Below are 22,023 nucleotides of genomic sequence, written 5' to 3'. Positions count from 1 at the left end.
CGATGCCATGTCAGTGCACTTCCTTGAGTTCACGGTAGGCGGCCACGAGGGCGGCGGTGGACGGGTCGAGACCGCGGACGGAGCCCGCCGCGTCGGCGGCTGACGAGAACGTCCCGGTCAGAGCGGGTTCGACGCGCTTGGCGAGGGCCTTGCCCAGTTCCACGCCCCACTGGTCGAAGGAGTCGATGTTCCAGATCGCGCCCTGCACGAACACCTTGTGCTCGTAGAGGGCGATGAGCTGACCGAGGACCGACGGGGTCAGCTCGGTGGCGAGCACGGTCGTGGTGGGGTGGTTGCCGGCGAAGGTGCGGTGCGGCACCTGCTCCTCCGGCACGCCCTCCGCGCGGACCTCCTCGGCGGTGCGGCCGAAGGCGAGCGCCTGGCCCTGCGCGAACAAGTTGGCCATCAACAGGTCGTGCTGCGCCTTGAGTTCGTCGCTCAGTTCGGCGACGGGGCGGACGAAGCCGATCAGGTCGGCCGGGATCAGCTTGGTGCCTTGGTGGATCAACTGGTAGTAAGCGTGCTGCCCGTTGGTGCCGGGCGTCCCCCACACCACCGGTCCGGTCTGCCAGCGCACGGGCCGGCCCTCACGGTCCACCGACTTGCCGTTGGACTCCATGTCGAGCTGCTGGAGGTAGGCGGTGAACTTGGACAGGTAGTGCGAGTACGGCAGCACCGCGTGCGACTGGGCGTCCAGGAACTCGCCGTACCAGACGCCCAACAGGCCCAGGATCAGCGGGGCGTTGGACTCGGCTTCGGCGTTGCGGAAGTGGTCGTCGACGATCCTGAACCCGTCGAGCATCTCCCGGAACCGCTCCGGGCCGATGGCGATCATCAGCGACAGGCCGATCGCCGAGTCGAAGGAGTAGCGGCCGCCGACCCAGTCCCAGAACTCGAACATGTTGTCCGGGTCGATGCCGAAGCCGGCGACCTTCTCCGCGTTCGTCGACAGCGCCACGAAGTGCCGGGCGACCGCCTTCTCCTCGCCGCCGAGTCCGTCGAGGAGCCAGGAGCGGGCCGAGGTGGCGTTGGTGATCGTCTCGATCGTCGTGAACGTCTTCGACGCCACGATGAACAGGGTCTCGGCCGGGTCCAGGTCCCGCACGGCCTCGTGCAGGTCGGCGCCGTCCACGTTGGAGACGAACCGGAACGTCAACTCCCGTGCCGTGTAGGCGCGCAGCGCCTCGTACGCCATCGCCGGACCCAGGTCGGAGCCGCCGATGCCGATGTTGACGACGTTGCGGATCGGGCGGCCGGTGTGGCCGGTCCACTCGCCGGAACGCACCCGGCGCGCGAAGTCGCTCATCTTGTCCAGCACGGCGTGCACCTGGGGGACCACGTTCTCGCCGTCCACCTCGACCACCGCGTCGGCCGGGGCGCGCAGCGCCGTGTGGAGCACGGCCCGGTCCTCGGTCACGTTGATCTTCTCACCGCGGAACATCGCGTCGCGCAGCCCGAACACATCGGTGGCGGCGGCCAGTTCGCGCAGCAGGGCGAGGGTCTCGTCGGTGACCAGGTTCTTGGAGTAGTCGATCCGCAGATCGCCCACGCGCACCACGTACCGTTCGGCGCGCCCGGGGTCCTCGGCGAACAGCTCGCGCAGGTGCGCCTGCCAGCCGGCGCGGTGGTCCGCCAGGGCGGTCCACTCGGGCCGCTGGGTGAGCAGAGGGGAGTCAGACATGGGACAAGGCCTCCTCGGCGCCCTCGCCGCGCAGGGCGACGGCGTACATCTCGTCGGCGTCGAGGCGCCGCAGCTCCTCGGCGATCAGTTCGGAGGTGGCGCGCACCTTCAGCGCGAGGGTGCGCGAGGGCTGGCCCGGCAGGGTCAGCGTGGCGAGCGGGCCCTCCGGGCGGTCGATGAGGATCTCGCCGTCGTCGGTGCCGAGACGCACGGCCGTGACGACCGGGCCCGCGGTGACGACCCGCTCGACGGGCACGTTCAGCCGGGCCTCCAGCCAGCGGGCGAGCAGTTCGGCGCTGGGGTTCTCCGCCTCGCTCTCCACGGCCGCGGAGGTGATCGGCACCCGTGCCTGGTCCAGGGCCGCCGCCAGCATCGAACGCCACGGCGTCAGCCGCGTCCAGGCGAGGTCGGTGTCGCCGGGGGCGTAGGACTTCACCCGCAGCTCCAGCGCCTTGAGGGGCTGCTCGACGGCGTACATGTCGGTGATGCGGCGCTGGGCGAGCGCGCCCAGCGGGTCCTTCGCGGGGTTCGAGGGCGCGTTCACCGGCCACCACACGACGACGGGGGCGTCCGGCAGCAGCAGCGGCAGCACCACGGAGTCCGCGTGGTCGGAGACCTCGCCGTAGGTGCGCAGCACCACCGTCTCGCCGGTGCCGGCGTCGGCGCCCACCCGCACCTCGGCGTCGAGGCGGGAGTTGGTGCGCTCGCGCGGGTTGCGGGCGTGCCGCTTGATGACGACCAGGGTGCGCGAGGGGTGCTCGTGCGAGGCCTCCTCGGCCGCCCGGATCGAGTCGTAGGCGTTCTCCTCGTCCGTGACGATGACCATCGTCAGGACCATGCCCACGGCGGGTGTGCCGATGGCGCGGCGACCCTGCACCAGCGCCTTGTTGATCTTGCTTGCCGTGGTGTCGGTCAGGTCGATCTTCATGGCCTGCGCCAGCTCCGTCCGTCTCGTGCGAGCATCTCGTCGGCTTCTTCGGGTCCCCAGCTGCCCGACGGGTACGGGGCCGGCCTGCCGTGCGCGGCCCAGTACTCCTCGATCGGGTCGAGGATCTTCCAGGACTCTTCCACTTCCTGGTGACGCGGGAACAGGTTGGCGTCGCCGAGGAGCACGTCCAGGATGAGACGCTCGTACGCCTCGGGGCTGGACTCCGTGAAGGACTCGCCGTAGGCGAAGTCCATGGACACGTCCCGGATCTCCATCGACGTGCCCGGCACCTTGGAACCGAAGCGGACCGTCACGCCCTCGTCGGGCTGGACCCGGATGACGATCGCGTTCTCGCCGAGCTCCTCCGTCGCGGTGGAGTCGAACGGGGAGTGCGGGGCGCGCTGGAAGACGACCGCGATCTCGGTGACCCGGCGGCCGAGGCGCTTGCCGGTGCGCAGGTAGAAGGGGACGCCCGCCCAGCGGCGGTTGTCGACGTTCAGCCGGACGGCGGCGTAGGTGTCCGTCGTCGAGGACGCGTCGATGCCGTCCTCCTCCAGATAGCCGCGCACCTTCTCGCCGCCCTGCCACGCGGCCGCGTACTGGCCGCGCACCGTGTGCTCGCCCAGCTCCGCCGGCAGCTTCACGGCCCGCAGGACCTTCAGCTTCTCGGTGAGCAGGGAGGCCGCGTCGAAGGAGGCGGGCTCCTCCATCGCGGTCAGCGCCATCAGCTGGAGCAGGTGGTTCTGGATGACGTCACGCGCCGAGCCGATGCCGTCGTAGTATCCGGCCCGGCCGCCGATGCCTATGTCCTCGGCCATCGTGATCTGTACATGATCGACGTACGAGCGGTTCCAGATCGGCTCGAAGAGCTGGTTGGCGAAGCGCAGCGCCAGGATGTTCTGGACGGTCTCCTTGCCCAGGTAGTGGTCGATGCGGAACACCTGGTCCGGCTCGAACACATCGTGCACGATCGCGTTCAGCTCGCGCGCGCTGGCGAGGTCGTGCCCGAACGGCTTCTCGATGACGGCCCGCCGCCAGGACCCCTCCGGCGCCTTGGCCAGCCCGTGCTTCTTGAGCTGCTCGGTCACCTTGGGGAAGAACTTCGGCGGCACCGACAGATAGAAGGCGAAGTTGCCGCCCGTGCCCCGCGAGGCGTCCAGCTCCTCGACGGCGTCCCGCAGCTGCTTGAACGCGGTGTCGTCGTCGAAGTCGCCGGGGATGAACCGCATGCCCTCGGCGAGCTGCTGCCAGACCTCCTCACGGAACGGTGTGCGCGCGTGCTCGCGGACCGCGTCATGGACGACCTGCGCGAAGTCCTGGTCCTCCCAGTCGCGGCGGGCGAAGCCCACGAGCGAGAAGCCCGGCGGCAGCAGACCGCGGTTGGCGAGGTCGTAGACCGCCGGCATCAGCTTCTTGCGGGACAGGTCGCCGGTCACGCCGAAGATGACGAGCCCGGAGGGCCCGGCGATCCGCGGCAGCCGCCGGTCCCGGGGGTCCCGGAGCGGGTTGCTCCACACCCGTGCGTTCATTCCGCGTCAACTCCCTTGCTGTTCAGCGACTTGGCGACCGCGTCCAGAAGGTCCTGCCACGCCGTCTCGAACTTCGCGACGCCTTCCTCCTCCAGTCGGGTGACCACCTCGTCGTAGGAGATGCCCAGTGCCTCGACGGCGGCGAGGTCGGCGCGGGCCTGCGCGTAGCCGCCGGTGACGGTGTCGCCGGTGATCCGGCCGTGGTCGGCCGTGGCGGCGAGGGTGGTCTCCGGCATGGTGTTGACCGTGCCGGGCGCGACCAGCTCGTCCACGTACAGGGTGTCCTTGTACGCGGGGTCCTTCACCCCGGTCGACGCCCACAGGGGACGCTGCTTGTTCGCCCGCGCTCCGCCCAGAGCGGTCCAGCGCGACCCCGCCGGCGTCGGGCGCCCGGCCGAGCCGAACACCTCCTCGTACGCCTGGTAGGCCAGACGGGCGTTGGCCAGCGCCGCCCGGCCTTTCAGCGCGAGGGCCTCGTCCGTGCCGAGGACCGTCAGCCGCTTGTCGGTCTCGGAGTCCACACGGGAGACGAAGAAGGAGGCCACGGAGTGGATCGCCGACAGGTCCAGGCCCTTCGCGGCGGCCTTCTCCAGACCCGCCAGGTAGGCGTCCATGACCTCGCGGTAGCGCTCCAGCGAGAAGATCAGCGTGACGTTGACGCTGATGCCCAGACCGATCACCTCGGTGACGGCCGGGAGGCCGGCCTTCGTCGCCGGGATCTTGATCATCACGTTGGGGCGGTCCACCAGCCAGGACAGCTGCTTGGCCTCGGCGACCGTGGCCCGGGTGTCGTGGGCGAGACGGGGGTCGACCTCGATGGAGACCCAGCCGTCGCGGCCGCCGGTGGCCGAGTGCACCGGGCCCAGGACGTCGGCGGCGGCGCGCACGTCCGCCGTCGTCATCATCCGTACGGCCTCGTCGACCGTGACGCCTCGCGCGGCGAGCTCGGCGAGCTGCTCCTCGTAACCCTCTCCGGAGCCGATGGCCGCCTGGAAGATGGACGGGTTGGTGGTCACGCCGACGACGTGCCGGGTGGCGACGAGCTCGGCGAGGTTGCCGGACGTGATGCGCCTGCGCGACAGATCGTCCAGCCAGATCGAGACGCCCTCGTCGGTGAGACGCGCGAGCGCTCCCTCGGTGGCGACTGCTTCGGTCATTGTGATCATCTTCTTTCTGGCGATCGGATCAGCCGCGCGCTGCGGCCGGCCCGCTGGTCGCGTCGAGGACGGCCCGCGCCGCGGCGGCCACGTTCTCGGCGGTGAAGCCGTACTCGGCGAACAGGGTCTTCGCGTCCGCGGACGCGCCGAAGTGCTCGAGGGAGACGATGCGTCCCGCGTCGCCCACGAACCGGTGCCAGGTCAGTCCGATGCCCGCCTCGACCGCGACACGCGCCCTCACCGACGGCGGGAGCACACTGTCGCGGTACTCCCGCGGCTGCTCCTCGAACCACTCCACGGACGGCATCGACACCACCCGCGTCCCGGTCCCCTCGGCCTCCAGCCGCTCCCGGGCGGCGACGGCGAGGTGCACCTCGGAGCCGGTGGCGATCAGGACGACGTCCGGGGTCTGGGTCGAGGACTCCGCCAGCACGTAACCGCCCTTCGCCGCGTCCGGGTTCGGCGCGTACGTCGGCACGCCCTGCCGGGTGAGCGCCAGACCGTGCGGGGCCGGACGCGTGGCGTGCCGCTTCAGGATCTCGGCCCAGGCGATCGCCGTCTCGTTGGCGTCCGCCGGACGGACCACGTTCAGACCCGGGATGGCGCGCAGCGCGGCGAGGTGCTCGACCGGCTGGTGGGTGGGGCCGTCCTCGCCCAGGCCGATGGAGTCGTGCGTCCACACGTACGTCACCGGAAGCTGCATCAGGGCCGACATGCGCACCGCGTTGCGCATGTAGTCGGAGAACACCAGGAACGTGCCGCCGTACACGCGGGTGTTGCCGTGCAGGGCGATGCCGTTCATCTCGGCCGCCATCGAGAACTCGCGGATGCCGAAGTGCACGGTGCGGCCGTACGGGTCGGCCTCCGGCAGCGGGTTGCCGGCGGGCAGGAACGACGACGTCTTGTCGATGGTGGTGTTGTTGGAGCCGGCCAGGTCGGCCGAGCCGCCCCACAGCTCGGGGATCACACCGCCGAGCGCCTGGAGCACCTTGCCGGACGCGGCGCGCGTGGCGACGGACCGGCCCTCCTCGAAGACCGGCAGCGACCGCTCCCAGCCTTCGGGGAGCTGACCGGCGACGACCCGGTCGAACAGCTCCGCGCGCTCAGGGTCGGCCTCGCGCCAGACGGCGAGCCGCTTGTCCCAGGCGGCGTGGGCCTCGGCGCCCCGGTCCAGGGCGGCCCGGGTGTGGGTGAGGACGTCGTCGGCGACCTCGAAGGACCGCTCCGGGTCGAAGCCGAGGATCCGCTTGGTGGCGGCCACCTCGTCCTCGCCGAGCGCGGATCCGTGGGACGCCTCGGTGTTCCGCGCGTTCGGGGCGGGCCAGGCGATGATCGTGCGCATCGCGATGATGGAGGGACGCCCGGTCTCCGCCCGCGCCGTCGTCAGCGCCTCGTGCAGCGCGTGCACGTCGACGTCGCCGTCCTCCCGCGGCTCGATGCGCTGCGTGTGCCAGCCGTAGGCCGCGTAGCGCTTCAGCACGTCCTCGGAGAAGGCCGTCGCGGTGTCGCCCTCGATGGAGATGTGGTTGTCGTCGTAGAGGAAGACCAGGTTGCCGAGCTTCTGGTGCCCGGCGAGGGAGGACGCCTCGGCGGAGACGCCCTCCTGGAGGTCGCCGTCGGAGACGATCGCCCAGATCGTGTGGTCGAACGGCGAGTCGCCCTCGGGGGCCTCCGGGTCGAACAGACCGCGCTCGTAACGGGCGGCCATCGCCATCCCCACGGCGTTGGCGACACCCTGGCCGAGCGGGCCGGTGGTGGTCTCCACACCGGCCGTGTGCCCGTACTCGGGGTGCCCCGGCGTCCGGGAGCCATGGGTGCGGAACGCCTTGAGGTCGTCCAGAGCGACTTCGTAGCCGGAGAGGAACAGCTGGGTGTAGAGCGTCAGCGAGGTGTGACCGGGGGACAGGACGAAGCGGTCACGCCCCGTCCACTCCGGATCCGCGGGATCGTGCCGCATCACCTTCTGAAAGAGCGTGTACGCGGCAGGGGCCAGCGCCATCGCCGTGCCGGGATGACCGTTGCCGACCTTCTGCACCGCGTCCGCGGCCAGGACGCGCGCCGTGTCGACGGCACGCCGGTCCAGGTCGGTCCACTCGAAGCTGTTCTGGTTCTGCGTGCTCATCTTCAAGAAGTCCTCGATAGGAGCCGGTGATCAGGTCTTGCGTGTTCGAACTTAAAAGTCTGACTTTTACGGGGGAAGGTCTGCCTGTGTCAGCCTGTGGTGAAAGTGGGACACGGACCGCGGCAGCGGAACAGCGCAAGAAGGACATGGTGGAAACAAGTACCCAAGAAGCCGCCGATGACGGGATCAGAACCTTCCCCTTCCCCGTCGAACTCAGCGTCGGCGGAGTCGGCATGCAGATCGGCCCCATGGGCGCCGGGCGCACCTGGCACGCCGACGCCCCGCTGGACCGCGTCCACCGCATCGACTTCCACGTCGTGCTGCTCTTCACCGAGGGTCCCGTCCGCCACATGGTCGACTTCGACGAGTACGAGGCGACAGCCGGCGACGTCCTGTGGATCCGCCCGGGCCAGGTCCACCGCTTCACCCGGGCCGGCGAGTACCGGGGAACCGCCCTCACCATGCAACCCGGCTTCCTGCCCCGCGACACCGTCGAGGCCACCGGCCTGTACCGCTACGACCTCCCGCCGCTCCTGCGCCCCGACGCACCCCAGGCGGCCGCTCTGCGCGCGGCCCTGGCCCACCTGCGACGCGAGTACGAGGACAGCGCGACCCTGCCCCCGAACCTGCACACCTCCGTACTGCGCCACTGTCTGACCGCGTTCCTGCTGCGTCTCGCGCACCTCGCGACCAGCTCCGCCGAGGCGGCCCGCCGTCAGGCCGACACCACGTTCACCCTCTTCCGGGAGGCGGTGGAACGGGACTTCGCCACCGTCCACAGCGTCAGCGCCTACGCCGACGCGCTCGGCTACTCCCGCCGCACCCTGGTGCGGGCGGTCCGCGCGGCGACCGGCGAGACGCCCAAGGGGTTCATCGACAAGCGGGTGGTCCTGGAGGCCAAGCGCCTGCTGGCGCACACCGATCTGCCCATCGGCCGCGTCGGCGTCGCGGTGGGCTTCCCCGACCCGGCGAACTTCTCCAAGTTCTTCCACCAGCACACGGACACGACGCCGGCGGCGTTCCGCGCGGAGATGCGCTGAACGCCGCCGGGTGAACCGGCGGTCCCGGGCTCTCGCCTCAGTGTCCGAAGGTGAACCAGTTGACGTTGACGAAGTCGGACGGCTGGCCGCTGGTGAAGGTCAGATAGACGTCGTGGGTGCCGGTGACCGGGGAGATGTTCGCCGGGACCGTGCGCCAGGACTGCCAGCCGCCGGTGCCGGCCACCGCGAAGCTCCCGACGGGAGCGCTGCCGCGGCTGTCCAGACGGACCTCGACCAGACCGCTGACGCCGCCGCCCGCGCCGCTCGCCACCCGCCCGAGGAACTGGGTCGCCGCGCCGGAGCCGAAATCGACGCCCCGGTACAGCGCCCAGTCGCCGTTGGCGAGGGAGCCGATGTTCTGCCCGCCGCCGGTGTCGGTGGTCGTCTCCGTCGTCGTACCGGACTGGTCGTCGTGGGACTCGGCCTGGACGGCGGTGTAGGCGTCGCGGTTCCCGCTCGGCGGAGGGGTGGTTCCGCCGGTGCCGCCCGCCGCCTGGAGGACCCGCACGTAGTCCACGACCATCGGCACGCCCGAGCGGGTGTCGGCGTCCAGCCCGCCGCCGAAGGCGTCGGGGAAGCCGCCGCCCATCGCCACGTTCAGGATGATGAAGTAGCCGTGACGGGTGGCGTTGTTCCAGGTCGTGGCGTCCACCTGGTTCGCGGTGACGGTGTGGTAGACGGTCCCGTCGACGGAGAAGCGCAGCGTCTCCGGGGTCACCGAGCGGTCCCACTCCAACGCGTAGGTGTGGAAGCCGGATTGGCAGGCGGCGCCGGGACACACCGTGGAACCGCCGATGCCGGTGGTCTCGTTGCAGGGGCCGCCCGGGCTGGTGCCGCAGTGCAGCGTCGCCCACACGCGGTTCAGGCCCTGCACGTTCTCCATGATGTCCATCTCGCCCACCGAGGGCCAGTTCTGGTAGTTGCCCCGGTACGGCGCGCCCAGCATCCAGAAGGCCGGCCAGTAGCCCTCGGCGGGGGTCCCGGTGACGGCGGGCATCTGCAGCCGGGACTCCACGCGCAGTTTGCCGCCGGACGGGGGCTGGAAGTCGGTGCGCCTGGTCTCTATACGGCCCGAGGTCCAACGGCCCGCGGAGTCGCGCAGCGGGGTGATGCGCAGGTTGCCACTGCCGTCGAGCGAGACGTTGCTCGTGCTGTTCGTCATCGTCTCGACCTCGCCGGTGCCCCAGTTGGCGGGGCCGCCGGGATACGAAGTCCCGGTCGAATACTGCCAGTCGGCGGCGTTGACGCCGGTTCCCGCGGCGCCGTCGAAGTCGTCGAGGAAGACCTGCGTCCAGCCGGTCGGGGGCGTGGGCGCGGAGGCCGTCGCGGGCAGGGTGGCGGCCGTGGCGGCGAGCGCCGCGAGACCGAGGGTGCTCAGGACGGCGACGAACGCCCGTCGCAGTGGGCGCCGCTGTCCGCGGGGGGTGCCGGAGGTGTCACTCATGGTGTGCCTCTCGGGTACGGGGTGGGGGAGTACGGGTGCCGAGGTGCCTGAGAGCGCTCTCAAAGTGGGCCCAATGTGCTCCCGCTGCCGTCGGCCGTCAAGAGGTGAAACCGTGAAAGTCGTTGCGGTGCAGGTGGGTTCAGCCCGTGAAGGGGCTGTCGGCGGAGCCGTTCACCCCTCACCGCGCGGGGGCGGGACGCCCAGGAGCGCGTTCGCGTGGGGCACTCGTCGTCCTCTCGAAGCCGGACGACGGCAGGCGCGACACCTGTCTGCGCGCCTGCCGCGTCGCGGCCTTTCAGCCCCGCGGTGCGACGCGGATGCGGTTCCCGTCAGGATCGGCTGCGAGGAAGGTCAGCCCGAACCCCGCGTCATGAGGCTCGCTCAGGATCGTGACGCCCTTGGACTGCCACTGCTTGAAGATCGCGTCGACCTCGTCGGGTCCACCGTCGGTGGCCAGGCACACCTCGCCGGTGCGCGGGACGGCCGGTGACAGATCCTCGAACTGGCCGGACCACACGGCGAGGTCAGCGCCTGGCCCGAGGTCGAAGGTGATGTATCCCGGAGTCTCGAACGACGGCCTCATGCCGAGGAGGTCGCCGTAGAAACGCGCCGCGGCGGGAGCGTCGCTCACATAGACGATGGACACGACGGATGTGGTCATGGCTGTTCCTTCTCGCAGGTCGTAGACGGGCATCCACCAGCCTGACCGGGATATGCGCCGCATCGTGTCGCAATTTCCTGAAAAACTCTGTGCGTGACCCCAGACCGCTTCTTCTCTCTGATGCTGCTCCTCGCGTCGAGGGATGCCGTGACCACACAGGACCTCGCCTCGGCGCTCGGGGTGTCCCTTCGGACCATCACCCGGGACCTGAACTGGCTCCGCGACGCCGGTCTGCCGGTGACCGCACAACGGGGCCGCCTCGGAGGCGTGACCATGCTGCCCGGGGCCGGTCCCGACCTCACACGACTCACGCCGGGGGAGCGTGATCATCTGTCGCTCACCGGGCTGGACGAGAAGCAACGTGCGGAGCTCGACGCCTCCGTCGAAAGCCGGCGCGCGCTCTCCAAGATCGCCGCTGCGCCGTCACGTCGAGCTCATGAGCTCCTGCCGCTCACCGACGTGGTGCACGTGGACAGCCGTCCGTGGCTCCGGGCACATGCTTCCGGCACGACTCCGGCTTCGCTGATCGGCCCGGTGCGGCGAGGCCGCCGGCTACGGATCGAGTACGACAGCCCACGAGAATCCTGCTCAAGCGTCCTGGTCGTTGATCCCTACGGGCTGTTCGCCAAGGCCGGCCTCTGGTACCTCGTCGCCGACTGTGCCCGAGTGCCACGGATGTACCGGCTCGAACGGATCACGGCATGGAGCGAAGTCGACCAGCCACGACGGATCCGCGAGAACGAGACCCTGGCCACCGTCGCCACAGCGCTCCTTGATCAGTGGGAGGACCACCACGCGACAGAGGTCAGCGCCACCGTCGACCGGACCCAGATCGAGCGAGCGCAACGGATCTTCGGCCGACGACTCGTCCGGGGCGACCATGAGGAATCCGCCACCGGCCACAAGGTGACGATCCGCTTTCTGCATCTGGAGGACGTGCGAGCACTGCTGCCGTTCGGGAGCGCCATCACCGTGCACGGCCCCGCCGAAGCCAGGGCTCACCTCAGCGACCTCGCCACCGACCTCGCCCACCACTACGCGCCCTCACCGACGGCCTGACCCGCAACGCTCAGCCCTTCCGGCCCCGATCGGCCGAGCAGCGCAGCGACCGTCCTGCGTCGGAGGGCCGAGGTTCTTCCGTCGTCAGGAGTAGGCCTCTCGCCCCATGCGCGCTGTGAGACCGCTGGCTACGGTCGGCACTCATGCAGAGCACGGAAACTGTTCGCCGCCTGGCGGCGGAGCGCAGGCGCGACACCCTGGAACGGCTCGCCTCCGAGCGCGAGGTCTGGGTGTCGACGGCGCATCCCGATCACGGGCCGCACCAAGTGCCGTTGTGGTTCATGTGGGACGGACGGGCGGTGTGGATGTGCACCAGCACCACGTCCGCGACCGCGCGGAACGTCCGCGCGGAGCCGCGCGTGCGCCTGGCGCTGCCGGACACCTTCGACGTGGTGCTTCTCCAGGGGGAGGCGGAATGCTTCCCGGACCAGGACGTGCCCACAGACGCGGCCGAGGCGTTCGCCGCCAGGTTCGGGTGGGACCCGCGTGCGGAGGAAGGGCCCTATCTGTATGTGCGCGTGGTGCCGAAGAGTGTGCACGCTTGGCGCGGCGAACCGGAACTGCGCGGCAGAGTCGTCATGCGCGACGGGACATGGCTGGAATAGCGGTGCCCCCGAGCGCGTCGCCGGCGCGCGGGAGACGTCGCGCCCGATGGCCGCCGGCGACGCCGCGCGTCGGGTGCTGCCGCTCAGCGCCTCGTCTCGTATCTGGTCAGGACCACGCCGCCGGACAACGTCCGCGTCTCCACCAGGTTCAGGTTCACCCAGCTGTCCAGTGCGGTGAAGAACGGCGTGCCGCCGCCCACCAGGACCGGATGGGTGGCGATCACGTACTCGTCGATCAGCCCGGCGCGCATGGCCGCCCCGGCGAGCGTCGCGCCGCCGATGCTCATCGGGCCGCCGTCCTCGGCCTTGAGCCGGCTGATCTCGGCGATCGCGTCGCCGGTGACCAGACGGGTGTTCCAGTCGACCTTGTCGATCGTCGAGGAGAACACCACCTTCGGCGTGTCCCGCCAGTTCCGCGCGAACTCGATCTCCGCCGGGGTGGCGTGGGGCTGCTGGTCGCAGGTCGGCCAGTAGGAGCTCATCGCCTCCCACAGCTTGCGCCCGTACAGCGCCAGGCCACTCGCCTTGTCGTGGTCGAGCCACCATTGGAACAGCTCGTGGCTCGGCGGTCCGCTCCAGCCGATGTCATCGCCGGCCGCGGCGATGTAGCCGTCCAGGGTCAGGTTCATGCCGTAGATCAGTTTCCGCATGGCGCAGCCTTCCGTCCGTGGGTGTCCCGGGTACAGACCAGCGTGGCGCGGAAAACTCATCGGCGCGCGATCCGGGCCCGCCGGTGGTCCTCGTGTCAGGGCTCAGGGTTCGGGGCCGGGACAAGAGTTTCAGGCCGGGTGCCAGCCCAGGGATCGGGAGATTCCTCTTGCCGCCAGTCGTATCGCCGGTTTCAGGGACGGGACTTGGGCGTTCGCCGCCGGTACGACCACCGACACCGCCGCCACCACCTCGCCGTCCGGGCCGCGCACCGGGGCTGCGACCGAGAGCGCGTCGTCCGTGACCTGACGGTCGCTCACCGCGACTCCTGTGCGCCGGACTTCGGCGAGCATGCGGCGCAGCAGTGCCGGGTCGGTGATCGTGTGGGCCGTGTACGAGGTCAGCGGGGCGGCGCAGTAGGTCTCCTGGAGCTCCGCTCCGCCGTGGGCCAGCAGGACGAGTCCGACGCCGGTCACGTGCAGCGGCCAGCGCGCGCCGACGCGGATGCGCACGCCGACCGCAGAGTGTCCCGAGAGCCATTCGGTGTAGACGACCTCGGCGCCGTCCCGCACGGCCAGTTGCACGTTCTCGTGCGTGGCCTCGTACAGGTCCTCCAGGTAGGGGAGCGCCGCCTGGCGGAGGGCCAGGCCCCGGGGAGCCAGGGCCGCGATCTCCCACAGCCGCAGCCCCACGTGGTAGGTGCCCGTCGGGTCCCGCTCCAGGGCGCCCCACTCGCTCAGCGCCGCCACGAGCCGGTGCGCGGTGGTGAGGCTCAGGCCCGCCCGCCGGCTGATGTCGGTGAGGGACAGCGCCGGATGCGCGTGGTCGAAGGCGGCGAGCACGGACAGCAGCCGGTCGGGCGCGGAACGGGTGGGGGCGACCGTCGGCACGGGTGCGGCGGCCGTGCCCGTGAGCGGCGGCGTCCTTGACGTCGTCGGCAACGGGTTCCTCCTCCCCGTGCTGCGGCGGGACGAACGTCGTCCCGCTTTTGTCGCGAAGTTAGGCAGACCGCCGGGCCGGCGTCAATCGTCCGCCCGGACCTGTCTCATCCGCCGAGCCCGTCCCCGGCGACGCGCAGCAGCAGGGCGTGCAGCGTCTCGCGCTCGGCCGGGTCGAGCGGGGACAGCAGCTCGTTCGTCACCCGCAGGCCGGCCTCGTCCGTGCCGCGCAGGAACGCGCCGCCCGCGTCCGTGAGGACGACGATCCGGCTGCGCCGGTCGTCCGGGGCCGGGCGGCGCTCGGCGAAGCCCAGCTTCTCCAGGTCGTCGACGAGACCGACGATCGCGCTCGGGTCGTACCCGAGCCGTGCGCTCAGCTCGCGCTGGAGCGCGCCCTCCGTCGTGGCGAGGAAACGCAGCACGGCGTAGTGGCGCAGGCGCAGCCCCGACTCCTGGAGGAACGTGTTGAACAACTGACCCGAGCGCAGGCCGAGCCGGTAGAGCAGGTAGCCCGCGTCCGCGTGCAGCCCGCGCATCCACGGCTCCTCCGAGTCGATCGGGGTGGCGTTCACGGTGTCGTGCTGGCGGGCGATGGCGGGCTCCCTGGTGTCGGCCCCGGCGGGGCGGTCGTGCGTGCGGTGCGATGCGGTCGCGCGTGCGGCGGGACGTGCATGTCGTCCATGCGGTGGTGCGTGCCGCGCCGTTCCAGATTCCAGCATGACCCACCCGCCGGATGACAACAACTATTGACGACGACAATTATTGCTCCTAACTTCGATCTCGCAGCCGCACCCGGTGCGCGACCGCAGCCGCAGCACCTGTCACCGCGTGAAGGGACTCACCCGTGCCCACCATCGATCTCACCGGCAAGGTCGCCGTCGTCACCGGCAGCGGCCGGGGACTCGGTCTCGCCTACGCGCAGGCCCTGGCCGCCCACGGCGCCTCCGTGGTCGTCAACGACGTCGACGAGACGGCCGCCGAGCAGGCCGTGAAGTCCGTCGTCGAGGCGGGCGGCGCCGCCGTCGCCGAGGTGGTGCCGGTCGGCACGACCGAGGCCGCGGAGCGGCTCGTCAGCCGCGCGGTGGAGGAGTTCGGGCGGCTGGACGTCCTGGTCACCAACGCCGGCATCCTGCGCGACAAGGTGCTGTGGAAGATGACCGACGACGACTTCGACGCGGTGATCGCCACCCACCTCAGGGGCACCTTCACCTGTGCCCGCGCCGCCGCCGTACGGATGCGCGAGCAGGGCGAGGGCGGCAGCCTGATCCTCGTGGGCTCCCCGGCCGGACAGCGCGGCAACTTCGGGCAGACGAACTACGCCGCCGCCAAGGCGGGCATCGCCGCCTTCGCCCGCACCTGGGCCATGGAGCTGGGCCGCGCGAACATCACCGTCAACGCGATCGTGCCGGTCGCCGCGACGGCGATGACCGAGACCATCCCCGCCTTCGCGCCCTACGTCGAGGCCATGAAGAACGGTGAGGCGCTCCCGGACTTCCTGCGCAAGGGCGAGGGCTTCGGCACCCCTGAGGACTGCGCCGCGCTCGTGCCCTTCCTCGCCTCCGAGGCCGCCCGGGGCGTCACCGGCCAGGCCATCGGCATCGGCGGCGACAAGGTGGCACTCTGGTCGCATCCGCAGGAGATCCGCGCGGCCTACGCCGACGGCGGCTGGACCCCGGCGACCCTGGCCGACGCCTTCCCCGCCTCGGTCGGCGCCGAGCTCCAGACCGTCGGCATCCCGGCACCCACCTTCCCGGAGGCGTGAGTCATGGCGAGCATCGACGTCGAGGAACTCGTCGCGATCGACGTCCACACCCATGCCGAGGTGTCCTCCAAGGGGCACTCCTCGCTCGACGACGACCTGCACGACGCCTCCTCCGCCTACTTCAAGGTCGAGGGCGAGCGGAAGCCGACCATCGAGGAGACGGCCCGCTACTACCGGGAGCGGAAGATGGCCGCCGTGATCTTCACGGTGGACGCCGAGTCCGCCACCGGCACCCCGCCGGTGCCCAACGAGGAGGTCGCCGAGGCCGCCGCCGCCAACGCGGACGTGCTCATCCCCTTCGCCTCCATCGACCCCTTCCGGGGCAAGGCCGGCGTGAAGCAGGCCCGCCGCCTGGTCGAGGAGTACGGGGTGAGGGGCTTCAAGTTCCACCCCAGCATCCAGGGCTTCTTCCCCGACGACCGCGCGGTGGCGTACGACCTCTACGAGGTGATCGAGGAGACCGGCTCCATCGCCCTCTTCCACACCGGTCAGACCGGCATCGGAGCCGGCGTCCCGGGCGGCGGGGGCATCCGGCTGAAGTACTCCAACCCCCTCCACGTCGACGACGTCGCCGCCGACTTCCCCCACCTCAAGATCATCCTGGCGCACCCGTCCTTCCCCTGGCAGGACGAGGCCCTCGCCGTCGCCACCCACAAGCCGGGCGTCCACATCGACCTGTCCGGCTGGTCGCCGAAGTACTTCCCGCCGCAACTCGTGCAGTACGCCAACACGCTGCTCAAGGACAAGGTCCTCTTCGGCTCCGACTTCCCCGTCCTCACCCCCGACCGCTGGCTCGCCGACTTCGACAAGCTGACGATCAAGGACGACGTGAAGCCGAAGATCCTCAAGGAGAACGCCGCCCGTCTGCTCGGGCTGACCACACCGTAGAGGGGCGTCGAAGATGCGCAACGAGGGACTGGGGTCATGGCCCGCACGCCGGGCCCGCAAGACCCCGCACCGCACGGCCCTGATCCACGGCGAGCGGCCGACCGACTACGCCACCCTGCACACCCGCACCACGCGCCTGGCCCATGCCCTGCGCGCCCGGGGCGTGCGCCGCGGCGACCGCGTCGCCTACCTCGGCCCGAACCACCCCTCCTATCTGGAGACCCTGTTCGCGGCCGGCGCCCTCGGCGCGGTCTTCGTCCCGCTCAACACCCGCCTGGCCGGCCCCGAGATCGCCTACCAGCTCGCCGACTCCGGCGCCAAGGCCCTCGTCTACGGCCCGGCGTCCGCGGGCCTCGTCGCCGGACTGCCCGGCAGCACCGACGTACGGGCGTACGTCGAGGTGGGCGCCGAGTACGAGGAGGCGCTCGCCGCGGCCGCCGACGAGCCCTTCGACGAGCCCGTCGGCCCCGACGACACCTGCGTCATCATGTACACCTCGGGCACCACCGGCCGCCCCAAGGGCGCCATGCTCACGCACGGCAACCTCACGTGGAACGCGGTCAACGTCCTCGTCGACACCGACCTGGTCGCCGACGAACGGGCCCTGGTGACCGCACCGCTGTTCCACACGGCCGGGCTGAACATGCTGACACTGCCGGTGCTGCTCAAGGGCGGCGCCTGCGTCCTGGTCGAGGCGTTCGACCCGCAGACCACCTTCGACCTGGTCGAACGGCACCAAATCACCTTCATGTTCGGTGTGCCGACCATGTTCGACCAGCTCGCCCGTCACCCGCGCTGGCCGGACGCCGACCTGTCCTCGCTGCGCATCCTCACCTGCGGCGGCTCACCCGTCCCGACCCCGCTGATCGCGGCCTACCAGGAACGCGGCCTCACCTTCCTCCAGGGCTACGGCATGACCGAGGCAGCGCCCGGCACGCTCTTCCTGGACGCGGAGCACGCCGTCAGCAAGGCGGGCTCGGCCGGCGTCCCGCACTTCTTCAGCGACGTCCGGGTCGTGCGGCCCGACCTGACGCCCGTCGACGCAGGCGAGACCGGCGAGGTGATCGTGCGCGGCCCGCACGTCATGCCCGGCTACTGGGGGCTGCCCGAGGAGACGGCCGCGTCCTTCGCCGACGGCTGGTTCCGCAGCGGGGACGCGGCGAGGGTCGACGAGGACGGTTACGTCCACATCGTCGACCGCATCAAGGACATGATCATCTCCGGTGGGGAGAACGTCTACCCCGCCGAGATCGAGGACCGGCTCCTGACCCACCCCGACATCGTCGAGTGCGCGGTCATCGGCGTGCCGGACGACAAGTGGGGCGAGGTGCCCCGCGCGGTCGTCGTGCCCCGTGAGGGCGCTTCGCTGGATCCCGACGAGGTGCTCTCCTCCCTCGCCGGCCGGCTCGCCAAGTACAAGATCCCCAAGTCGGTGGTGGTCGCGGACGAACTCCCGCGCACCGCCTCCGGAAAGCTCCTCAAAGCCCGGGTGCGCCAGCGCTTCGGCACCGACTCCTGACCCCGGAAGGACCCTCGCATGACCATCACCGTCAACGGCCTCGACGAACTCAAGAAGCTCGCCGGCAGCGACCTCGGCACGAGCGAGTGGATCGAGGTCACACAGGGGCGCGTCGACACGTTCGCCGACGCGACCGGGGACCACCAGTGGATCCACGTCGACCCCGAACGCGCGAAGGACGGGCCCTTCGGAGCGCCCATCGCGCACGGGTACCTGACACTCTCCCTGTTCATCCCGCTCTTCACCGAACTGCTGGACGTCCAGGGCGTCACGACCAAGGTCAACTACGGCCTGAACAAGGTGCGGTTCCCCTCGCCGGTGAAGGTCGGTTCCCGGATTCGGCTGGCCGGGAGGCTGGCGGCGGTCGAGGAGGTGCCGGGCGGCGTGCAGATCACCGTGGACGGGACGATCGAGACAGAGGGGGCCGCGAAGCCCGCCGCGGTGCTGCAGAGCCTCTCCCGCTTCTACGCGTGAGGCCCGTTCGTCCGTACCGGCCGCTTCAGCGCACCACGTCCACGAACACCGGGTTGGAGTAGAACCAGGTGTCCTGCCAAGGGTCGCCGTCGCCCGGCGGGTGCGGGATCGGGCCGTGCGGGTCGACGGACGCGCCCAGGTAACCGGCCGCGTTCCGCTTGCCGTCGCTGCCGCGCAGCCGGATGTAGAAGGACTCCTCCCCGGCGGCCAGCGGGACGCGCAGCGTGTACGTCCCCCTGCGGCCGCTCACGTCCCTGGACCACGCGACCCTGCTGTCCGGAGCGCGCCAGTCGTCGCGGTCGGCGACCGGGCCGCGCACCGCGCCGCGGATCATGTCCACATGCGCCAACCGGGGAGGAATCCCATGGGGGTTGGGGCGGGATGCGGTCGTCACGGTGATGTTCAGGGTGAGCTTCTCGCCCCTGCGGACCCGCAGCCGGCCGCCGAGCGTGACGCCCCGGCCGCGGTCGCCCTCGCGGGTCAGCCGCACCTCCAGCCCGTCGAGCAGATGGCCGTGGTCCAGCCACACCCGGCCCGCGCGCAGTCCCGCCATCACCGAGCGGTAGCCGTAGCGGGTGACGCCCACATGGGTGCGGCTGAACTGGCCGGGCCAGAAGTCGCCGCCGGGCTGCGGGGAGTCGGTGTTCACGGGGTCGGGGACCCGGCCGGTGTCGTCGAACGTCGTGCCGGGCGGCCAGTCGCCGTTCTTCCACGTGTCGAAGACGACCCGGTGGACGTCGGAGTTGGTCGTGACGGTGAACAGCTTGCCCTCGGCGAGCATCGCGTCCCACATACCGCCGACCGTCGCCGTCATCCAGTCGAAGCCGCCGTAGAGCACGTAGGCGTTCTGCGGGTATCCGGCCCACGAGTCCGCCGACGGCTTGTTGGTGTACTCGCCGCGCTGCGAGTCGGGCCCCTCCCACCCCGGGATGCCGCCGCCCTGGGCGCCGGGCGCGCCCTCCATGCCGATCATGACCTCGGGGGCGGCGTCGCGCCAGTTGCGCATCTCGTGCGGTGAGTCGATGCCCAGGCGCATCGGATGATTGGCGAGGACGAGGACGTCGTCGACGTACCCCGTCCGGCGCTGCTCGGCGAGCCACTTGACGGCCTTCACCGCGTGCGCCTCGTTGCGGGCGGTGTTCGGGTTGTCCGCCGCGCCGTCGGTGTACTTGAGCAGCTTGCCGTCGTAGGCCAGCTCGAACCGCGTGAGCACGTCGACCTCGTGCGGGCCGGGCGCCGCGAACACCGTGCAGTGCTCGGCGGCCGGGATGTACCACTCCAGGCCCTGGAAGATCAGCTGGCGGGGGTTCTCGGCGCGGGCCTTCAGGATCTCCTGGTGCTCCGCCTTCGCGCCGTAGCGGGCGTGCCCGAAGTTGGAGTGCTCGTTGAACACCATCCAGTCCAGGCCGTACCGGGCGGCGGCCGTGGCCAGTTGGGAGAACGTGTACTTCGCGTCGTGGCTGTAGACGCTGTGGACGTGATGGTCGCCGACGAGATAGGCGAGCCGGGGGTCCTCGCCCCCGACAGCGCGCCCCGGGCTTGCGGCGGCGGGGGCCGCGAGGGCAGGCGTCGCCGCCCCGCCGAGGGCGAAGGCGGCGCCGAACAGGCCCGCTCCGCGGAGGATTCCGCGCCGGGACACGCCCTGGGCGTCGAGTTCGGCCGGTGGGACGGACGGATCGGCCCAGGCGGGCAGTTGCTGCTCGGTCATCGATGCCTCTCAGTGGATCTCAGCGCTTGTCAGTGGTTCATGAACGACGTAACGGGCAGCGCCCGTTCGACGATCCGGACGTCGCCGAGCCGCCCGTGCAGGATCTGGTCGACGCGCCCGCCGTACTCGTAGCCGCCGAGCAGCCAGGGCAGGCCGACGGAGGCGATCCCGACGGCGGGCGCCCTCGGGTTGCGGACCACCGGGCATCCCTCGACGTAGAGCGTGGTGTGCCTGCCGTCGTTGACGACGGCGACGTGCCACCAGGTCTCCAGCGGTGTCTCCTGGCCCCAGTTGGTGGCGATGCCCTGCTGGTTCAGCGGGCGCATCGCCCACTGCGGCTCACGGTCGTTCGACAGGGAGAGCGTGGCGAGCGGCTCGTCGGGGTCGTCGGCGGTCTTGCCGGCGGCCCCGCCCGTGCCGGTGCGGCCGACCAGCCCGGACCAGGCGTGGTGTGCGGGATCCCAGTCGGCGGGGAGGCGGTAGAACGCCTCGATGGTGTAACCGCCCTTGAGCGTGGCCGAGTTGAGGGGCGCCCCGTCGACCGTGCGCAGATACGCCCCCTTCAGCGGGGACTTGTGGCCCTGGAACTCCAGGCTGCCGTGGCCCGGCTGGTCCGGGTGGTGGTCCGGGGACCAGCCGAGCGAACCGCCGCCCACCGCCACCACGGTGAGGTCGTTGCCGTGCCCGGAGAGGTCCCGCACGGCGCCCGCGACCGCCGAGTCGAATCGCCAGTAGGCGCCCGTGCCGCTCACCAGCATCCGCGACGCCGGGCGTGCCGGGCGTACCGGCGCGGGGGCGAACCCGGAGAACCGCTCGGCGAAGTCGATGTCGACGGTGAACCGGTCGACGTCGCCGCTCAGTTCGATCTCCTGCCGCTCCAGCTCGTTGAGCCCCTTCGCCGCCCGGCCCAGGATCCACGGGGAGACCGTCTCCACGTCGATGACGTTCCGGTCGAGGTCGAAGCGGTAGAGGCGGATCATCGCCGCACCGCCGAAGTAACGGTTCTGGTAGTTCGTCAGGTGCAGATGGACGTCATGCCCGGCCTTGTTGCGGCGGACCGCCCGCCCGGCGGGCCAGTAGTGGCCGTTGAGGGTGAGGAAGATCTGGTCGTGGTCGGCGATCAGCCGGTCCCACAGCTGCTGCCCGTACGGCGACAACGTGTCGTCCGCGACGACCAGTTCATGCGTGGTGAGGACGACGGGGGTGTGCGGATGCCGCGTCAGGACGTCGGCCGCCCACGCGTACCCCTGGTCCGACAGCCGCCAGTCCAGCGCCAGCACCATCCACTCCCGTCCGCCGGCCCGGAAGACGTGGTAGGCGTTGTAGCCGTCGGGGGAGGCGCCGCCGAAGGTCGGCTTGCCTGTGAAGCGTCGCGGGCCGAAGGCGTCGAGGTAGGGCGTCGCGCCGCGCTGGTCGTCGGTGGACGACGGCACGTCGTGATTGCCGGCCAGGACGCTGTATCCGGCCCCGCGCCGGTCGAGCAGGGCGAACGCCTCGCTGACGGCGGCGACTTCCTCCTTCGTCCCGTTCTGCGTGAGATCCCCGAGGTGCGAGAGGAAGACGACGTTCTCGTCCTCCCCGTGCGCCAGCAGATACCTCAGCGACGCCTCCACCGGCGCCTTGTCGATGCTCGGCCCGTCGAAGAGGTACTGCGTGTCCGGCATCACCGCGAGCGTGAACCGGCGGCTGTCGGGATCAGGGCGCGAGCGGCCCGCCGCGGCGGCGTCGGCGGCGGTCGCGGGCAGTGCCACCGAGGCCGTCGCGGCCGCGCCGAGCAGCGCGGTGGCTCTGAGGAAACCGCGCCGTCCGGCGTCGGCCTGCGGGGCCTCGCCCTGTTCCTGGGCATGCGAAGTACACACG

At 70.9% G+C, this 22,023-nt stretch carries 19 protein-coding genes; 7 read left to right on the top strand and 12 right to left on the bottom strand.

Annotation, left to right across the window (positions count from 1 at the left end):
• Window positions 1-10 precede the first annotated feature (10 nt).
• The 5 genes from pgi to tkt are packed head-to-tail and all read right to left on the bottom strand — an operon-like array spanning window position 11 to window position 7,417.
• Window positions 11-1,681, bottom strand: a complete 1,671-nt coding sequence (gene pgi, locus ACIRS4_RS05090; protein WP_404190188.1) for a glucose-6-phosphate isomerase — start codon at window positions 1,679-1,681, stop codon at window positions 11-13.
• Window positions 1,674-2,609: a glucose-6-phosphate dehydrogenase assembly protein OpcA gene (opcA, locus tag ACIRS4_RS05085; protein ID WP_404190185.1), complete on the bottom strand. Its 936-nt coding sequence runs from the start codon at window positions 2,607-2,609 to the stop codon at window positions 1,674-1,676. Before opcA ends, pgi begins: the two co-directional genes overlap by 8 nt.
• The gene (zwf, locus tag ACIRS4_RS05080; protein ID WP_404190182.1) at window positions 2,606-4,138 is read right to left on the bottom strand and encodes a glucose-6-phosphate dehydrogenase; all 1,533 of its coding nucleotides are present in this window, start codon (window positions 4,136-4,138) and stop codon (window positions 2,606-2,608) included. The genes opcA and zwf overlap by 4 nt, the downstream gene beginning before the upstream one ends.
• The gene (gene tal / locus ACIRS4_RS05075; protein ID WP_404190179.1) at window positions 4,135-5,304 is read right to left on the bottom strand and encodes a transaldolase; all 1,170 of its coding nucleotides are present in this window, start codon (window positions 5,302-5,304) and stop codon (window positions 4,135-4,137) included. The genes zwf and tal overlap by 4 nt, the downstream gene beginning before the upstream one ends.
• Window positions 5,305-5,323: 19 nt before the next feature.
• A complete protein-coding gene (gene tkt, locus ACIRS4_RS05070; protein WP_404190176.1) occupies window positions 5,324-7,417 on the bottom strand; it encodes a transketolase in 2,094 nt (697 codons plus the stop codon).
• 146 nt (window positions 7,418-7,563) lie between these two features.
• Here tkt and ACIRS4_RS05065 point away from each other — a divergent pair, with 146 nt between their 5' ends.
• Window positions 7,564-8,457 (top strand): helix-turn-helix domain-containing protein, encoded by an 894-nt coding sequence (locus ACIRS4_RS05065; protein WP_404190173.1) that lies wholly within the window; start codon window positions 7,564-7,566, stop codon window positions 8,455-8,457.
• Window positions 8,458-8,494: 37 nt separating this feature from the next.
• Here the strand turns inward: ACIRS4_RS05065 and ACIRS4_RS05060 are convergent, their stop codons facing one another.
• Together ACIRS4_RS05060 and ACIRS4_RS05055 are read right to left on the bottom strand one after the other, a co-directional pair.
• Window positions 8,495-9,901: a glycoside hydrolase family 16 protein gene (locus tag ACIRS4_RS05060; RefSeq protein WP_404190170.1), complete on the bottom strand. Its 1,407-nt coding sequence runs from the start codon at window positions 9,899-9,901 to the stop codon at window positions 8,495-8,497.
• Window positions 9,902-10,196: 295 nt separating this feature from the next.
• A complete protein-coding gene (locus ACIRS4_RS05055) occupies window positions 10,197-10,562 on the bottom strand; it encodes a VOC family protein (protein ID WP_404190167.1) in 366 nt (121 codons plus the stop codon).
• Between the two features lie 93 nt (window positions 10,563-10,655).
• Between ACIRS4_RS05055 and ACIRS4_RS05050 the strand changes: the two genes are divergently transcribed.
• Together ACIRS4_RS05050 and ACIRS4_RS05045 are read left to right on the top strand one after the other, a co-directional pair.
• Window positions 10,656-11,621, top strand: coding sequence for a helix-turn-helix transcriptional regulator (locus ACIRS4_RS05050; protein WP_404190164.1), 966 nt, complete (start codon window positions 10,656-10,658; stop codon window positions 11,619-11,621).
• Window positions 11,622-11,764: 143 nt separating this feature from the next.
• Window positions 11,765-12,226 carry a pyridoxamine 5'-phosphate oxidase family protein gene (locus tag ACIRS4_RS05045; RefSeq protein WP_404190161.1) on the top strand — a complete coding sequence of 154 codons (462 nt, stop codon included), beginning with the start codon at window positions 11,765-11,767 and terminating at the stop codon, window positions 12,224-12,226.
• Between the two features lie 83 nt (window positions 12,227-12,309).
• On the opposite strand, the gene ACIRS4_RS05040 is transcribed toward ACIRS4_RS05045, so the two are convergent.
• The 3 genes from ACIRS4_RS05040 to ACIRS4_RS05030 form a co-directional block, all read right to left on the bottom strand.
• Entirely contained in the window at window positions 12,310-12,876 is a 567-nt protein-coding gene (locus tag ACIRS4_RS05040) for a dihydrofolate reductase family protein (RefSeq protein WP_404190158.1), read from the bottom strand.
• Window positions 12,877-13,005: 129 nt separating this feature from the next.
• Window positions 13,006-13,764, bottom strand: a complete 759-nt coding sequence (locus ACIRS4_RS05035) for an IclR family transcriptional regulator (RefSeq protein ID WP_404191031.1) — start codon at window positions 13,762-13,764, stop codon at window positions 13,006-13,008.
• Between the two features lie 155 nt (window positions 13,765-13,919).
• Window positions 13,920-14,384: a MarR family winged helix-turn-helix transcriptional regulator gene (locus ACIRS4_RS05030; protein WP_404190155.1), complete on the bottom strand. Its 465-nt coding sequence runs from the start codon at window positions 14,382-14,384 to the stop codon at window positions 13,920-13,922.
• Window positions 14,385-14,656: 272 nt separating this feature from the next.
• Between ACIRS4_RS05030 and ACIRS4_RS05025 the strand changes: the two genes are divergently transcribed.
• Genes ACIRS4_RS05025 through ACIRS4_RS05010 form a run of 4 tightly spaced genes read left to right on the top strand, consistent with a single transcriptional unit; the run spans window position 14,657 to window position 18,455 of the window.
• Window positions 14,657-15,574, top strand: a complete 918-nt coding sequence (locus ACIRS4_RS05025) for an SDR family NAD(P)-dependent oxidoreductase (RefSeq protein ID WP_404190152.1) — start codon at window positions 14,657-14,659, stop codon at window positions 15,572-15,574.
• Window positions 15,575-15,586: 12 nt separating this feature from the next.
• A complete protein-coding gene (locus ACIRS4_RS05020; RefSeq protein WP_404191029.1) occupies window positions 15,587-16,462 on the top strand; it encodes an amidohydrolase family protein in 876 nt (291 codons plus the stop codon).
• Between the two features lie 13 nt (window positions 16,463-16,475).
• Complete coding sequence (locus ACIRS4_RS05015; protein WP_404190150.1) at window positions 16,476-17,981, top strand: long-chain fatty acid--CoA ligase; 1,506 nt, start codon at window positions 16,476-16,478, stop codon at window positions 17,979-17,981.
• An 18-nt stretch (window positions 17,982-17,999) separates the two neighbouring features.
• Window positions 18,000-18,455, top strand: coding sequence for a MaoC family dehydratase (locus tag ACIRS4_RS05010; RefSeq protein WP_404190147.1), 456 nt, complete (start codon window positions 18,000-18,002; stop codon window positions 18,453-18,455).
• A 25-nt stretch (window positions 18,456-18,480) separates the two neighbouring features.
• On the opposite strand, the gene ACIRS4_RS05005 is transcribed toward ACIRS4_RS05010, so the two are convergent.
• Complete coding sequence (locus ACIRS4_RS05005; protein ID WP_404190144.1) at window positions 18,481-20,163, bottom strand: PHP domain-containing protein; 1,683 nt, start codon at window positions 20,161-20,163, stop codon at window positions 18,481-18,483.
• Between the two features lie 29 nt (window positions 20,164-20,192).
• Window positions 20,193-22,022 carry a LamG-like jellyroll fold domain-containing protein gene (locus ACIRS4_RS05000; RefSeq protein WP_404190141.1) on the bottom strand — a complete coding sequence of 610 codons (1,830 nt, stop codon included), beginning with the start codon at window positions 22,020-22,022 and terminating at the stop codon, window positions 20,193-20,195.
• Window position 22,023: the final 1 nt, after the last annotated feature.

It is taken from the genome of Streptomyces sp. NPDC101166 (genome assembly GCF_044768125.1).
In the GTDB taxonomy this organism is placed as follows: domain Bacteria; phylum Actinomycetota; class Actinomycetes; order Streptomycetales; family Streptomycetaceae; genus Streptomyces.
This window is presented reverse-complemented; position numbering and strand designations above follow the sequence as displayed.